The sequence below is a fragment of the Paenisporosarcina sp. genome (assembly GCF_057785155.1).
On the sequence record NZ_JBYNRN010000012.1, the window covers coordinates 548,457 to 563,037 of the forward strand.

The 14,581-nt window shown below is 34.2% G+C and carries 18 protein-coding genes; 1 reads left to right on the forward strand and 17 read right to left on the reverse strand.

Annotated elements, in window-relative coordinates; all coding sequences use genetic code 11:
- Nucleotides 1–36 precede the first annotated feature (36 nt).
- The 10 genes from AC3EA5_RS05970 to AC3EA5_RS06015 form a co-directional block, all read right to left on the reverse strand.
- On the reverse strand, nt 37–1,113 hold the full coding sequence (locus tag AC3EA5_RS05970; protein WP_488607484.1) for a Ger(x)C family spore germination protein: 1,077 nt from the start codon (nt 1,111–1,113) through the stop codon (nt 37–39).
- Nucleotides 1,097–2,131: a GerAB/ArcD/ProY family transporter gene (locus AC3EA5_RS05975; protein ID WP_488607485.1), complete on the reverse strand. Its 1,035-nt coding sequence runs from the start codon at nt 2,129–2,131 to the stop codon at nt 1,097–1,099. The genes AC3EA5_RS05970 and AC3EA5_RS05975 overlap by 17 nt, the downstream gene beginning before the upstream one ends.
- Nucleotides 2,128–3,558, reverse strand: a complete 1,431-nt coding sequence (locus AC3EA5_RS05980; protein WP_488607486.1) for a spore germination protein — start codon at nt 3,556–3,558, stop codon at nt 2,128–2,130. Before AC3EA5_RS05980 ends, AC3EA5_RS05975 begins: the two co-directional genes overlap by 4 nt.
- Before the next feature lie 110 nt (nt 3,559–3,668).
- Nucleotides 3,669–4,475 carry a CAP domain-containing protein gene (locus AC3EA5_RS05985; RefSeq protein WP_488607487.1) on the reverse strand — a complete coding sequence of 269 codons (807 nt, stop codon included), beginning with the start codon at nt 4,473–4,475 and terminating at the stop codon, nt 3,669–3,671.
- Nucleotides 4,476–4,632: 157 nt separating this feature from the next.
- The gene (locus tag AC3EA5_RS05990) at nt 4,633–4,893 is read right to left on the reverse strand and encodes a hypothetical protein (protein WP_488607488.1); all 261 of its coding nucleotides are present in this window, start codon (nt 4,891–4,893) and stop codon (nt 4,633–4,635) included.
- A 6-nt stretch (nt 4,894–4,899) separates the two neighbouring features.
- The gene (locus AC3EA5_RS05995) at nt 4,900–5,796 is read right to left on the reverse strand and encodes a CobW family GTP-binding protein (RefSeq protein WP_488607489.1); all 897 of its coding nucleotides are present in this window, start codon (nt 5,794–5,796) and stop codon (nt 4,900–4,902) included.
- A 66-nt stretch (nt 5,797–5,862) separates the two neighbouring features.
- Nucleotides 5,863–7,359 carry a lmo1851 family serine protease gene (locus AC3EA5_RS06000; protein WP_488607490.1) on the reverse strand — a complete coding sequence of 499 codons (1,497 nt, stop codon included), beginning with the start codon at nt 7,357–7,359 and terminating at the stop codon, nt 5,863–5,865.
- 135 nt (nt 7,360–7,494) lie between these two features.
- Nucleotides 7,495–8,199 (reverse strand): purine-nucleoside phosphorylase, encoded by a 705-nt coding sequence (deoD, locus tag AC3EA5_RS06005; protein WP_394187916.1) that lies wholly within the window; start codon nt 8,197–8,199, stop codon nt 7,495–7,497.
- Nucleotides 8,200–8,266: 67 nt separating this feature from the next.
- Entirely contained in the window at nt 8,267–9,037 is a 771-nt protein-coding gene (locus AC3EA5_RS06010) for a sporulation protein (protein WP_488607491.1), read from the reverse strand.
- Between the two features lie 32 nt (nt 9,038–9,069).
- Nucleotides 9,070–9,300, reverse strand: coding sequence for a YozE family protein (locus AC3EA5_RS06015; RefSeq protein ID WP_488607492.1), 231 nt, complete (start codon nt 9,298–9,300; stop codon nt 9,070–9,072).
- 119 nt (nt 9,301–9,419) lie between these two features.
- Between AC3EA5_RS06015 and AC3EA5_RS06020 the strand changes: the two genes are divergently transcribed.
- On the forward strand, nt 9,420–11,270 hold the full coding sequence (locus AC3EA5_RS06020; RefSeq protein WP_488607493.1) for a methyl-accepting chemotaxis protein: 1,851 nt from the start codon (nt 9,420–9,422) through the stop codon (nt 11,268–11,270).
- Nucleotides 11,271–11,376: 106 nt separating this feature from the next.
- Here AC3EA5_RS06020 and AC3EA5_RS06025 read toward each other — a convergent pair whose 3' ends face one another.
- The 7 genes from AC3EA5_RS06025 to AC3EA5_RS06055 all read right to left on the reverse strand — a co-directional run bounded on the left by AC3EA5_RS06025 (nt 11,377) and on the right by AC3EA5_RS06055 (nt 14,569).
- Complete coding sequence (locus AC3EA5_RS06025) at nt 11,377–11,694, reverse strand: hypothetical protein (RefSeq protein WP_488607494.1); 318 nt, start codon at nt 11,692–11,694, stop codon at nt 11,377–11,379.
- A 100-nt stretch (nt 11,695–11,794) separates the two neighbouring features.
- Nucleotides 11,795–12,010 carry a hypothetical protein gene (locus AC3EA5_RS06030; RefSeq protein ID WP_488607495.1) on the reverse strand — a complete coding sequence of 72 codons (216 nt, stop codon included), beginning with the start codon at nt 12,008–12,010 and terminating at the stop codon, nt 11,795–11,797.
- Nucleotides 12,011–12,070: 60 nt separating this feature from the next.
- Nucleotides 12,071–12,307, reverse strand: a complete 237-nt coding sequence (locus AC3EA5_RS06035; protein WP_488607496.1) for a hypothetical protein — start codon at nt 12,305–12,307, stop codon at nt 12,071–12,073.
- A 320-nt stretch (nt 12,308–12,627) separates the two neighbouring features.
- Nucleotides 12,628–12,852 carry a hypothetical protein gene (locus tag AC3EA5_RS06040; protein ID WP_488607497.1) on the reverse strand — a complete coding sequence of 75 codons (225 nt, stop codon included), beginning with the start codon at nt 12,850–12,852 and terminating at the stop codon, nt 12,628–12,630.
- 179 nt (nt 12,853–13,031) lie between these two features.
- Entirely contained in the window at nt 13,032–13,457 is a 426-nt protein-coding gene (gene msrB, locus AC3EA5_RS06045; protein WP_394187909.1) for a peptide-methionine (R)-S-oxide reductase MsrB, read from the reverse strand.
- Nucleotides 13,454–13,984: a peptide-methionine (S)-S-oxide reductase MsrA gene (gene msrA, locus AC3EA5_RS06050; protein ID WP_488607498.1), complete on the reverse strand. Its 531-nt coding sequence runs from the start codon at nt 13,982–13,984 to the stop codon at nt 13,454–13,456. The genes msrB and msrA overlap by 4 nt, the downstream gene beginning before the upstream one ends.
- Before the next feature lie 12 nt (nt 13,985–13,996).
- Nucleotides 13,997–14,569, reverse strand: coding sequence for a YpmS family protein (locus tag AC3EA5_RS06055; protein WP_488607499.1), 573 nt, complete (start codon nt 14,567–14,569; stop codon nt 13,997–13,999).
- Between the last annotated feature and the right edge of the window lie 12 nt (nt 14,570–14,581).

A 14,581-nucleotide genomic window follows, 5' to 3' on the forward strand; every position in this document is an offset into this window, starting at 1 on the left:
ACATACTTCTTGATTAATACGTTTTTTACCGATCGATTAAAATAAGATGCCTGTTCGTTTAATTTGAACATCATATTTAATGTCAATCGTTAATTCACTAAATAGATCTCCCCATTTTCCTTTTTCCCAAACCTTTGGATGAAATGCTCGAACTCTTCTACCAATTCCTAGAGGATCACTTTTCGTTTGCTGAAGAATCTCAATCATCTCCAATGTGTCTTCTTTAAGTCTTTTCGATAAGTATTTTTCAAGTTCATTTCTCTTTTTATCATCTTCCAAATGATCCGCTGAAAATTCTTGCACATCAATAATTAAATCATAAGACATACTCACTTTCCCAGACCTTTCGAGATGACTGAAATCCCACTTTTTATGCACTCTTCTAACTTCTATTGATACTGGTATTCCCTCAAACATATACGTAATATTTGTATATTTACCGATTTCATCTTTAAGTATTGTTAATAATTTGGCTTGATTAACGTCTAAAAAAGTGCCTGAGTATACCCTTCCCGTAAAAAGAGCTACCCCTAAAGTTTCAGGTGTTTTCTCCTCATCATTAATACCAAAGTATGGTAATGTGAGGTCCATTCCGTCATCAAAAAGGATTGTACAAATTGTTTGCAAATCTGTTTCTGGATAAATTGATGATTGTGCCAATCCCTTGATAAAATCATCATAGTAAACACCAGCATCTTTACTTTCTGTATTTCCTATTTCTAAGTATGGTTTAGTAGAACCTTGTGTGATTCCAACAAGAGTACTTAATCGATTATGCGCTGTGCGAAAATAAACATCTAAATACTGATATAAATCAATTTTGACGGTCTCATCTGAAAAAAAAATAACTGATAATTTAGAGGCATCAAGATTTTGTGGTGTATTTGAATTCGCACGTATCCTTACTTCACGAGTGGAACGTCCTTCCCCTTTTACAATGATTGAACTCAACTCTTCTCCGTTAATGATCGGCACAGTAAAATAAGATATTAAGTCATTGGCTTGTCCATCGTGTCCAACCATTGAAGCTAATGCAAAATCTTTATATTGACGTTCATCCCAACACCCACTTAATAACAGAATACAGAAGAAGCAACTAAGTTTTTTGAACATCTTTTGACCTCCATGCATTTATGATGATCACGAAGAAAGGAATGATAAAAGCAAAAATAAAATATCCATACATGAGAATCTCATAGCCAATTTTGAATAAATCTTTCCAAATAATAACCAATGGAATGATAAACAATAATAGATGAATTCCAATTACTGAACGCATTCCTTTTTTTGTTCTCTTCATGTTAAATAATAAAAGCACTGTAAATACGAGATAAATAACCGTGATAACACTCCACGTCATCCAGATAATAATGAAAAACAAATCGAGCCTTTCAATAAACTGAACTTCTTGTGACTTTAGGATGTAAACGATTGGCTCTGCAACTATCGCTATTTCAGCCAGTGAAAAGAACATGATTGTAAATAAGATTGTGATTAAGTAACAACTTCCTATAAGTAATATATATTTCCCAATTGATTTCATTAATATTTTCTCTGAATTCAATAAATATCCACGATAAATCAAGTACATTTCCGTACCAACAAATGCAAGATTTGCTTCCCTTAAACCATTCACCCATTCCTTCATCGAAATATTGCCCATAGGAAATAGATTTGTCCATATTAAATCAGGTATGGCTAAAAATAAAAATAAGAATATTAGCGGAAACAAAGGAAATAATAATACACCTAAATTAACTACTGATTCAGGTTTACTCATATTCGCATATAGCGAAGTTGCTACTATTATGGCAACCATGACATAGGGTGGCGTGTTTTGAAAAACCCAAACTGAAAGTGATTTTTCAATATTTGCAACAAATATTACTAGTATCAACATGATATAAAACGAATATAACCATTTTACAAATCGATTCATTACAAAGTACTTATGGTATCTTTCATATAAAACAAGAAGTAGGAATTGTATAATAAGCGCAACAATAAAAACTATCCATGCGTCTTGTTGGGCAGCTTCAATCATTGGAGTTTGAAATGCAATTGAAATAGATCCCGTTTGAACAATAAATAAAAATATAAATAATTGATTTTTGGTAAGGGAAAATTTCATTCTTTGGAATCACCCGATTCTTCCAAAGGTTCTTTTGGACTAAATGAAGTCGCCTGATTATGTGGTTTGGTAAAAGGAAGTCTCAAGAAAACTTCTTTAAATACTTTTGGTCTAAAAGGAACAATCGGATAAAAATAAGGTTGTTTGAATGAACGTAAGTTAATGAGATGAATAAATAAAACGATTGTTCCAATGACAATACCAAAAAAGCCAAGAACAGTAGCAGCAAGCATAAATGGGTATCGCAGTAAACGAATCGTTGTATTCATTTCAATAGAAGGGATAACAAAGCTTGATATAGCTGTTAATGCAACGACGATTACCATCACGTTTGAAACTAGACCGGCACTAACGATTGCATCACCGATGACTAATCCTCCAACAATACCGATTGTTTGCCCAATCGGACTAGGTAAACGAATGCTTGCCTCTCGAATTAATTCAATTGTAATCTCTAATATCATTGCTTCTATAAAAGGACGATAAGGTATTTCATTAACAGCTATTTTGACAGTTTTGCTTAGCTCATATGGTAGTACTTCAAAATGAAAACTAACGATTGCAATATAAAATGCAGGTAAAAATATGGCTGTTAAAAAGCTAACAATCCTTAATATTCTATAAAATGTACCAACTAAAACACGTCCATTAAAATCATCTGGCGATTGAAAATAAGATGCAAAAGTAACTGGACCAAGTAATACCGTTGGCGTATTGTCTAACATTAAAACAACTCTGCCCTCCAATAAATTTGTTGCCACTTTATCTGGACGCTCTGTCGTCATTAATTGTGGAAATGGAGACCAAACCGTGTCTTCTAAAAAGTCAGCTAGTTGGCCTGAGCTGAAAAGATATTCCGTTTCAATTTTCCTTAAACGGTATTCTATTTCATCTAAGGTGACTTTGCTTACTTTCGATTCAATGTACATGTAAGTTATAGGTGATTTAGAAGATTGACTAATAATCATTTTCTTTACGACTAAATCGGGAATACTAAGTCTTTTGCGTACTAATGCAATATTGATATCCATATTTTCAACAAAACCGTCATGTGCGCCTTGAATGATATGTTCGCTATCGGGTTCCATAACGGATCTGTTTGTATAACTAGGCAAATTGATTCTTAATAGAAGATTGGTTTCACTAAATAATACGACCGATTCACCTTTGCTCACATATTCCACTAGTTTTGTAGGGTAAAATGCTTCGAGGGTTGAACAGGAAGTTTCCCCCCAATTAGAATGACCTTCTTGAAACTTCTTAGAAAGAGTATCAATATGTTCATTTACTGCTCGTTGATTAGCTAAAACTGAAAATTGACATAGAATAGCTTCACCTTCTGGCCAATCGAGGGGCCGTACAATTAAATCAGCTGAATCATGAAATAATGTTTTGATATATGGTGCGAGCTTATTATACGCTTCCATAAATTCCCCTCCTCATCTTTTGAGTATGGGAGATTTAGGCTTTATTTAAACTAAAAACTATGTATATATATAGAAAAGACCATCTCACCGAAATGAGATGGTCTAAACATTTATTTTTGAATGAATTGTTGTGTCCAGTAATGACCTTGAGCATCATAACCAATACCGATGTGTGTAAAATTACCGTTCATGATATTTGCTCTATGACCTGGTGATTCCATCCATCCTTTTACAACTTCTGCAGCAGTTCTTTGTCCCATTGCGATATTTTCAGCTGCGGCTTTGTATTGAATACCTTTTGCTTTCATTTGATCGAATGGTGAACCTAATGTTGGACTCGTATGAGAAAAATAATTATTGTTACTCATATCTGAAGATTTTGCACGAGCTGAGTCCATCAATGCAGAATCAGTAGCAAGAGGTTTTAAGCCTTCTTTCGCACGCTCTTGATTCGTTAATGTTAAAACTTGTTGTTCAATTGAAGAAATTGAAGCATCTGCTGCAGGTACTGCAGCTGGTTGTTGCGTTTCTGCTGGCTTAGCAGTTTGTGTTGGAGCGGGTGTTGGTGCTGCCGGCTGTGCAGCAGTTGCTTTCGCTGCAGGTTTTGCTACTTCCGCTGGTTTTTGAACCACCGGTTGAGCTTGCTCTTTCTTAGCAGGAGTAGCTGCTTTTTGTGGTGCTTTAAAATCTATTGTTTGTTTGAATCCGTTAGCAGCCAATTGAGCATTAATTTGCTCGACTAGTTGTTTTTGCGTTGCAGAATCAAACTCTATATTTTTATTACTAGTTGACCAGTCATATTTCACCTCAGTGTTACAAGTAGGTGTATTAGATGAAAATGATGCTTCTGCTGATGTAGCTTGACCTAATGAGAAAACCATTGTTCCCATTGTTAAACCGATTAACATTTTTTTCATGTTGTATCCCTCCTCGCAAACTAGCTTATCTGTTAATTCTCGTAAAAAAATACCTAATCATTTCCAATGTGACCATCGGATTTGAAAAGGTATGCTGTATAAGGTTTTCTATAGCAAAAAAATGTGTAGTATTAGAGAATTTCCCATAAACTTCATCTTAAAAGGTATTGACGCTATTAAAAACTTCTTCGTAAAACGCTTTCAGACTCGTTTTCTCATGTTCAGCTAAGCTACTTTCGTCAATTCGTAAGAAAGCGAGTTGTAATTTTTCGGATGAATTTTTCCTTACTCGTGGGTGTGTTAATTCATCAAGCAATTCAGTCTTTATGATAGATTCAAGGTCATTCAAAGAACTAATTGTTTGTGTTGCACCTCGAAATGGAAAGAGCGTTTGATAAGCTTCTATTAAACTTTTCATTCCTGCTCACTCACTTCCCGGTACTTTAATTTCAGATATTTGTTCTCCAATAATAACAATTGAAGGATTCATTTTCACAAATTCAGGTAGCCATTGCACCATCCCATATGAATATTGAAACAACATAGGATTTTTTATTCCTTCTATTGGAACGTAACCTTTCATTCGAAAAACTGTGGAAGGTAAAGTTCTTAACCAATCTTCAAATTGATCTTGGATAACTGGGTGTTTAAATGTAACAAGTCGCGTTGAAAGTGATAGATCTTTTCCTATTTGAGCTGGAACTATTTGATGTTCAGTAATCGATCCATTCATTTTTTCTAAATAAGATAGAGGACACTTAGCATGTGAAGTTTGAATCAGTGTAGCCGTTGAATTAAAACTTTGTAGCTCAAAAATGACTTTAGCCTGTTCACCATCTGTTAATAAATCCATTTTATTGGCTAACAAAAGATGTGAATGTCGAATTTGTTCTAAGAATAAAGAACGCATTTGAGGTGAAAGTTTTTCACGATCTAGCCAAAGTTTACTATCAACAACAGTAACGATTCCTTTTACATTCAGTTCCTTTGCAAATAGAGGAGAATAAACCGCGTCTAATGCTTCAACTGGATGTGCAGCTCCTGTTGTTTCTATTAATAACACGTCAAATGTTTCACCAGTTAATAAAGTTTGTAATTGAGCTTCCGTTTTCTCGGAACCCGTGCAACAAATACACCCTTCTAACATTTCTTTTAGAGGGACATCGTCTTCCACTAATTGCGAGTCGAACGGAAGTTTTCCTAATTCATTCATAATAACTGCAGGCTTTAACCCATTTTCTTTAAATTGACGTATGATGTCAGTTAATAAAGAGGTTTTGCCACTCCCTAAAAATCCACTAAGTAAATATACATCTTTCATAAAAAGCATCCTTTCACGATAAAATTCTAGGAAAAAAGCTGGCCGATTGAACAGGCCAGCTTCAAATTATTTAGCTAATTCTTTCATTAATAACTCTTTTGCTTTTAGCAACTGTGGATCTTCTTTTTCAATTTTAACGCGCAAGCGATCCATTAAGGCATATGTTGTGTCACCTGTTAAGATACCTGTTTCTTCAAGTTCACTCTCTTTTTGAATTTGTTTGATGGCTGTTTCAGTCTGCTCATCAAATAATCCATCTACCTTACCAGTTTCAATTCCAATAGCAACTAGCATTTCTTCTGCTGCCTTAACTTGATCTGAAAGAACGCCTGTTTTCAACTCGACTGATGCATCTAAATAAGGCAGTTGAGTATAAGATGGATATTCAATTTTAATATCTGGCGCAATTCCTTTTTCATGAATCCAGTTACCTTCTGGGGTTAACCATTTAGCTGTTGTAAATTTCATGTTGGATCCATCATTTAATTCATTAGCCGTTTGAACAGTACCTTTACCGAATGTATTCAATCCAATTAATTGTGTACCAGCGGATTCGCTCATGGCACCTGCTAGAATTTCTGAAGCTGATGCACTACCACCATCAATTAATAGAGTGACAGGAACTTCAACTTTCGTACCATTTGTAGCTGTATAGATTTCAGCATCTTTATCTTTTACTTTTGTTTGGAATAATGGTTTTCCAGCATCCACAAACAAATTAGAAATATCAATGGCTGATGTTAATAAACCACCTGGATTTTGTCGGACATCCAGAACCATTGCTTTCATACCCTTTTCTTCCATATCAGTAATAGCCTTAAGCAATTCATCATATGTGTTCTGTGAAAAACTTGTTATTTGAATATGGGCTACTTGGTCTTCTAATAATTCCGCATAAACAGTTTCAATCGGTATTTCATCGCGAACGATTGTGATTTCCATTGGATCACTCATATCACCACGTTTAATGGTTAAAGAGACAGATGTTCCTTTTTCTCCGCGAATCAGCAATACAGCTTCCGAAGCACTCATTCCTTGAATACTTTCACCATCTACCGCGATAATTTGATCATTTGGAAGAATACCTGCTTTTTCAGCTGGTGAGTTTTTAATTGGAGAAACGACGGAAATAAAACCGTTGCGTTCTTGTATTTCTGCACCAATTCCTTGGAAACTAGAAGAAATGCTTTCTTCAAATTGAGCAGCTTCATCTTGATTCATATAATCTGAATATGGATCGCCAAGTGCATCAATCATACCGTTAATCGCACCATTTACTAATGCTTCTTGGTCAATATCAGCGTAATATTCAGCTTTTAAATCATCATAAGCTTGATATAATTTTTGGAATTCTCTTCTCTCTGGTGAGCCAACTTCAACTACTTTATCTTCACCAAACGTTAAAGCGAATATAGTTAAACCTGCTGTACTTAATATCAAGGTGAAAATTAACATGATAAAGAAGAAAGGTTTTAACCGTATATATTTACTTGCAGGTGCGTTTTGATGGTCAATTTCAGCTTGTTCATTTTGATGCTCTTGATTGTTTTGTTGATCGTCCAAATTATTCACCACTTTCAAATCGAAACCTAAATAATACGCTTCAATGTATATGTATAGTTTATCAGTTTCTACGTATTAACGGAAAGAAAAAAGCTGTCAATTCTCATATGACAGCCTTTTCTCATGAACGTAAAATTAATCTTGAATAGCAGCGTCTAAAGCCACTTCAATCATATCGTTAAATGTTAATTGACGTTCTTCAGAAGAAGTCACTTCACCTGTAAGTAAATGATCACTTACCGTTAAGATAGATAGTGCTTGACGACCAAATTTAGCTGCTAGGGTATATAATGCTGAAGATTCCATCTCTAAAGCTAAAATACCGTATTGAGCCCATTTCTCGTGTTCAGCATGCTCATTATAGAAAACATCTTCTGTGAAGACATTTCCTACTTTTAAATTCAAGCCTTTTTCTTTACCAGCATTATATGCTTTTAAAAGTAAATCAAAGTCTGCTGTTGGAGCGAAATTAATTCCATTGAAAATAATTTCATTCATTTTTGAATCCGTTGATGCACTCTGTGCAATAATTACATCTCGAACTTTTACATCGTGATGAATAGATCCACAAGTTCCAACTCGAATTAGTTTTTGAACATCATATTCATTCATTAATTCAGTTACATAAATCGAAATAGAAGGAACACCCATACCAGTACCTTGTACTGAAATTCGTTTACCTTTGTAAGTACCTGTGTAACCAAACATGTTACGAACTTCATTATAAAGAACAACGTCTTCTAAAAACGTTTCTGCAATATATTTAGCACGTAGTGGATCTCCTGGTAGTAAAATCGTATCGGCGATATCGCCTTTTTTTGCATTAATATGAACACTCATTTTTTTAACCTCACTTTATTGACATTTCCGTACTATCATACTGTTTTTCTTCACTACATGCAAATACTTACGCATACCTTCCAATCTCTTGCTTTAATCGACTTTCAAGCTGAGGGAAATCTGCGGATGTTAAATGCAGTCTGAAATAAGATTCATCTAAACCAGCGGCTTCAGAAAGTAGGCTAGTAAGTCCTCTAACACGACGGTCCACTTGAACAAGTAATTCATATTGGTCGTCCTCTTTTGGTATGAAAACAAACTCAATCTCATCAAACTTTCCTTTAAATGGACCATTTGTTGCGACGAATTCAAACTCCTGAACAAATTTAGTCATTCCTTTATAAGCTCTAGGAGCTTCTTCACAATCCACTTTTCTTAAAGTAAGTCCTAAATTTTGAGCAGCATTTAATCCAGCTTGAACAAAAGCATTTGGTCGAATTTCAATTAAATCCTTATCTCCCGGGTCAACCGAATTTTTGATATCCAAGCTTGTTTGAATCCAGACTCTCGTTTTCCCCATTGTAACTGGTGTAATCAAAGGTAGGTTGAACGAAAAAGGAAATGATTTCATTTCATCTTTTTGAATTGTAAATGGTTCGTTGAGTTTATATGAGAAAAAGGCAACTGAATCTGTGTATTTTCTGTCATTTGATTCACGTTCGTATGTTGTAAAAACCTTTAGATAGATGCTCTCAATTTCTTGTGACGTATGACCACCAGTAACTTCGGTAACACCCGAAATCGTATTGCCAGCTGTAAAAATCGAATCACTTAATTTTGTATCTACTTTTGCATTTCCTACCCCGACAGAAGCTAAAATTTTATTGAAAAAAGACATTTATATTTCCCCCTTAATCTTTATATTTTCATTTACGATTGAGAAAGGACATTCGTTTCATATAAAGACCATAAATCATCAAAAATTGTTGCACTCATATCTTCGTGTGCTAATTCTTCTATGTAACGCGACAGCTCTTGAAAATCCGAAGATTGCTTTGGAAATGTTAAATCTGAGAACATTGCTTCTGCGAATTGTGATTTCAAGTCCGATTTAGGTCCCCCTCTAAATGTTAACGCGTATTTATAAAATGTGTGATTCATATTTACTCTCTCCCTTTAGTTAAGAAGTCTTATAATATTCAGAAAAGTATAGATAATTACGACTAAAACAAGTAAACTTATCAATATCATACAAAATTACATGAAAAGTTGGTGTGTTCGTGCTAAAGAAACTAGGTAAAGCAAGCAAGGTTCCGAAAATAAAATCAGAACAAAAGCAAGCAGCTAAAAAGCCATCAAAATCTTTCTTTAAAAATCGCCAAAACAAATCAGTAAATGTAGACAATCAATTTAACGATAAAAGAGCTAAATTTTGGGACTTAATTCGCGGGAAAATTGTTCTTATCTTCTCCCTACTAGTTATCATGCTAATCGCTATGCTTACTGTATCATCTACTAATTTAAAAACACTACAAAATGAATTAAAAGAATTTACTGAGAAAGATATGGCTGAACAATTACAGATTAATCAACTTGCAACAGATATTTCTAAAATGGCAAATGCTGAACAAAGTTATATCATCACAGGAAAAGATAATTTTCTAAATACATATAAGTCTAAAAAAGACGCAATTGGGACCAATTTAAAGAATTTAAACAAATCCTTTAAAAATAGAGAAAAAGAAATGAAAAGTTTAACTTCTATTGAACAATTCTACAATACATATATACAGTATTCTGAACGAGTTGTAAAAGCACGCGATGAATCAGGTATTGAAAACGCACAACGCTTAATCATGGCTGGTAACGGAAAAACAGCAATGGATTATATTGATGTTCATATAGGCATGATGAATGAGTTATTGGCTAGTCAAAATAATGCCCATATAAAGCAACTTGAATCAGAAACGAATCGTTCATTACTTATTTTCTTAATCCTTACCACGATTTCAGTGTTATTAGCCATTGCATTCGGATTCTTCCTTTATAAATCCATTCGTAGAAATACGTATGTTATCAATACCTCTATTTTAGATATTGCAAACGCAGGCGGAGATTTAACAAGAAGAGTTAAGGTTAAAACAAATGATGAATTTGCACAAATCGCTGGTAGTACAAATACATTAATCGAATCAATTGGTGAACTTGTTAAACGAGTAAGAGATCTTGCTGAAAATGTATCGTCAAGTGGACAACAATTGATGGCTTCGGCTGATCAAACATCCTATACCATCCAATCCATTGCAAATACAACGAACGAAATCGCTGCCGGTAGTGAGCAAACGATGCGAAGTATGACATTAGCTGTTCAAAAAATGAATTTACTTGAAGAATCTGCAAGATATTTAAGTAATGACGCACATCAAGTGATTAAAGCGACGGACCAGATGAAAGCAGCAGCCTATGAAGGTGGTCAATCTGTAATACATTCTTCTAACGTGATGATGTCAATAGAAGAAACGATGGCAAATACAACAGAAACTGTAGAAGCTCTGGGTAAAAAATCAAATGAAATCACTTCCATTATTCGCACCATTACAGATATTTCCGAACAAACGAATCTTCTAGCATTAAATGCTGCAATTGAAGCGGCGCGTGCAGGCGAACATGGACGTGGATTTGCTGTAGTTGCTGATGAGGTAAGAAAGCTTGCTGAACAATCCCAAAAGGCTGCTAAGGAAGTCACAGGCATCGTAAGCTCAATCCAACATGAAGTGAAGGCGATTGTGAAACAAAATCATGATGGAGTTCAAACTGTTATTCGTGGAGTAGAGGTAGCAAATGAAACGAATATTTCACTTGAAAAGATTATGTATCAAACGAACGATACCATTCAAATTATTGAGAAAATGGTCAACCAAATCGAACAAACCCTTACTTATTCTCAAGAAGTGGCATCGTCATTTGTAGAGGTAAATCAAATTGCTGAAAATACCGCTATGAATTCAGAAACAAGTGCCGCAGCTGCAGAACAAGGTTCAGCAGCCATGCAAGAAATTAATGCATCTGCTGTGGAACTATCCGAACAAGCCGACCAACTTCGAAAAGTCGTAAATGAATTTAAAATTTAACTTCAATAAAAGGGACCATCTCTCACGTCATTTAGTGACTGAGAGACGGTCCCTTTACTTATGAATGGATTTCCACATTGATATGATGCTTTTCCCGGAGGAAATATTATTGTCTACATTCTTTCTTCTTCCAATAAATATAATTATATAAAAGCTGGAGTAAGAAAAGGCAGAATAATATCACTCCAAAAGTAGTCAAACCTGCTGAATTAGTTTCTGTATAAATAAAAATTAATATGTACGCCACGATAAATAAAGGAAAACTTGTTAATGTACGAATCATCTTTCTTCTATAAGATAATTTATAATAATTTAATGCAAATCCTTTATCTATCTTGTTTTTTCGCATAAAAATTATTGAAAAGATACTTATAATGATTACCGTTATAATCACTGGAAAAACTAAACCTTCTAATTCTGGCATACTTCTCCCCCCTCAGATTATTTTTTTAATAAAACCCTTCAAATAAAATCCATTAGCCAACCTCAATGCATTCTATTTTTATGTATATTCTCTCTATATCTTAAGAAAGTTTATTCCCCTTTTGTTTTCTTCTATAAACAAAACGCCAAATATAGAAAACAATTATTGCGATCACTAACACTGAAAATCTAATATATTGATCTTTATAATCTCCAAAAATCAGCAGCAAGCTTCCTATAATAAAAGTTGGCACCATAATATAAAGCCACATTCGTACTTCCTTGTTTTTAAGACTTAAATCAAATCGGTCACTCATTTCCCTCTACCCCACTGTTTTAATTTTAATTGTCCTGTTCAAGTAATTAATATGTGGAAATCACTTTTTCGCTTTCTCATCTTTCAGTCTTAACAATATGTAAATCACTATAATTGAGGCAATAACAATTAATAAGGAATTTGATAAAAGATTAAAATCTAATTCGTTAATTACCTTTTCAACTTCACCAGCTTGATTATGATGTACAATAGTAAGTCCATTATAATCAAGCGTGAAAAATGAAATAACCAAGCCTACAATTAGTCCACCGACTATTGAAATAAAGGTTTTATTCAATTAAATCCCCCTTTTTTATATCACATTTTCAAAAATGAAATTTATTATGCTTTTAACTCCCTGTCTAAATAGCTGCTATTTAATTACTTCCCTTTCTTCAATTACATTCGTTAAGATTTCTACATTAGCTTTCTCATGTCCTTTAACAAGCGAAACATAGTAGTCACCATTAAACATCTGAAAGAAGCCTTGTGTATTCGTTTCCTCAAAAAATATAGTGTATTTGTTTCCATCCATTGATATGATTGGCCAGCTTCCCCCCATTTCCAGTTGGACATGTTCAGAGATTCTTTCCGCATAAAAACCTTTATTGGTTTCTATTAATATTCACCAACAAAATAGGAATTCTCAATCGATTTTGCCACTAGAAGTTTTTCATTGCTGAGTGTTGTTAGCAATTCAATATTTCCTTGAATGTTTTGATCAGAAATATAATTATCCAATGCTTTATCTTTATTTTTAAAATGAATAATGTCTGGATTTTCACTGCAAGCAGCGATTAGGAAAACAGTTATGATTATGAAAATGAACTTAATTTTTTTCAATCTATCATCTCCCGTCATCAAACTATCCTAATAATAAGTTATATACCTTATATATATATGATTACGTTATTAACTAACGATTAGTTTCAAAAATGGTAATAAACTACAAACCCTATTTACAAGACAAGATAAAGATGAACAAAAAAACCTTGGAAATTTAGTAATTTCCAAGGTTTTTTTTATGAGAATAATGAAAGATACTCGCCGTATCCTTCTTTTTCTAATTGATCCTTTGGTACAAATCGTAATGCAGCTGAATTAATGCAATACCTTAAACCATTCTCTCCTGGACCATCTGGGAACACATGACCTAAATGAGAGTTTGCTGTTTTACTTCGAACTTCGGTTCGTCTCATTCCATGTGACTCATCAAAATGCTCAGTTACTTCTAAGTTTTCAATTGGTTGAGAAAAGCTTGGCCATCCACAGCCTGCATCGTATTTGTCTTTCGAATGAAAGAGAGCTTTTCCTGAGACGATATCAACATATATTCCTTCATCGAAATGTTGATCAAATTCGTTACGATGAGGAGGCTCCGTGCCGTTTTCTTGCGTAACATGATATTGAATAGGTGTTAACTTTTGTTTCAATTCTTCTTTATTCATTCGTTTACCCCCCACATATTTTCTTTGAATCCAGCACGTCCAGAACCCACTTGATAGCGGTTGTAATGGGCAGGATTCTTTTTATAATAATCCTGATGGTAAGTTTCTGCAGGATAAAATGGTTTAGCTTCTAATATTGACGTAGCTATTGGTTTACTGAACTTGCCACTTGCTTGCAACTCATCTTTAGATTGTTCTGCAATTTCTTTTTGCTCAGGACTATGATAGAAAATAGCTGTTTGATACGAAGATCCTCTATCAAAAAATTGTCCTCCTTCATCAGTTGGATCAATTTGTTGCCAAAAAATTTCTACTAACTCTCTGTATGAAAAGATAGATGGATCAAAAGTAATTTGAACGGCTTCTTTGTGACCCGTTTGATTGGTACAAACTTGTTCATATGTTGGATTTTCTAATTCTCCACCAGTGTATCCTGAAATTACTGAGTGAATGCCATCATAGGAATCAAATGGTTTTACCATACACCAAAAACAGCCACCTGCGAATGTTGCTTTTTCTAACTCCATTTTATGTCCCCCTTATTTTGAAGGTACGGTAATTTCTAACGTAATCTCATCTTGTTGAAGATTAAATTCTTTAGCTCTTACTGATACGTTTGATTTCATTGGAATGCGAGACAAATCAATATAAACATCTTCTTCTTCTGGGCGTACAATCATCCATTCAGGTAACGATACAGAATCTTTCATTAACTTTAACACGCTTTCAGGCGGCAAATCTAATCTTCCGACTTCAACACCTGTTTGTTTTAATTTAAGATTGCCATTTTTCTCAACGATCGGATCAAACTTCATAATGACTGGGATATCTGTAGAGAAAATAGTCAGTTCAGTCGTCAATAAAATTTGGTTTTCAACGCTCATTGTTACAGGCATTGGTTGCCCCTTCATGGCTTCTTGTATGTACGAGTTCGCAATCCCTTCAAAGTCATCCTTTGTTGTCTTTAACGTCAATACATTACCTTCTACAGCGGTTTTCGGCTCTGGTACGATTGTTTTTTCTGAAGGTGAACTAATCCAAAATGCGAAAAAGATGATTGCAGTGACTAATATTGCGATTAATAATAAAAATGCGATTTTCCATTTGTTCATTTATGCATCATC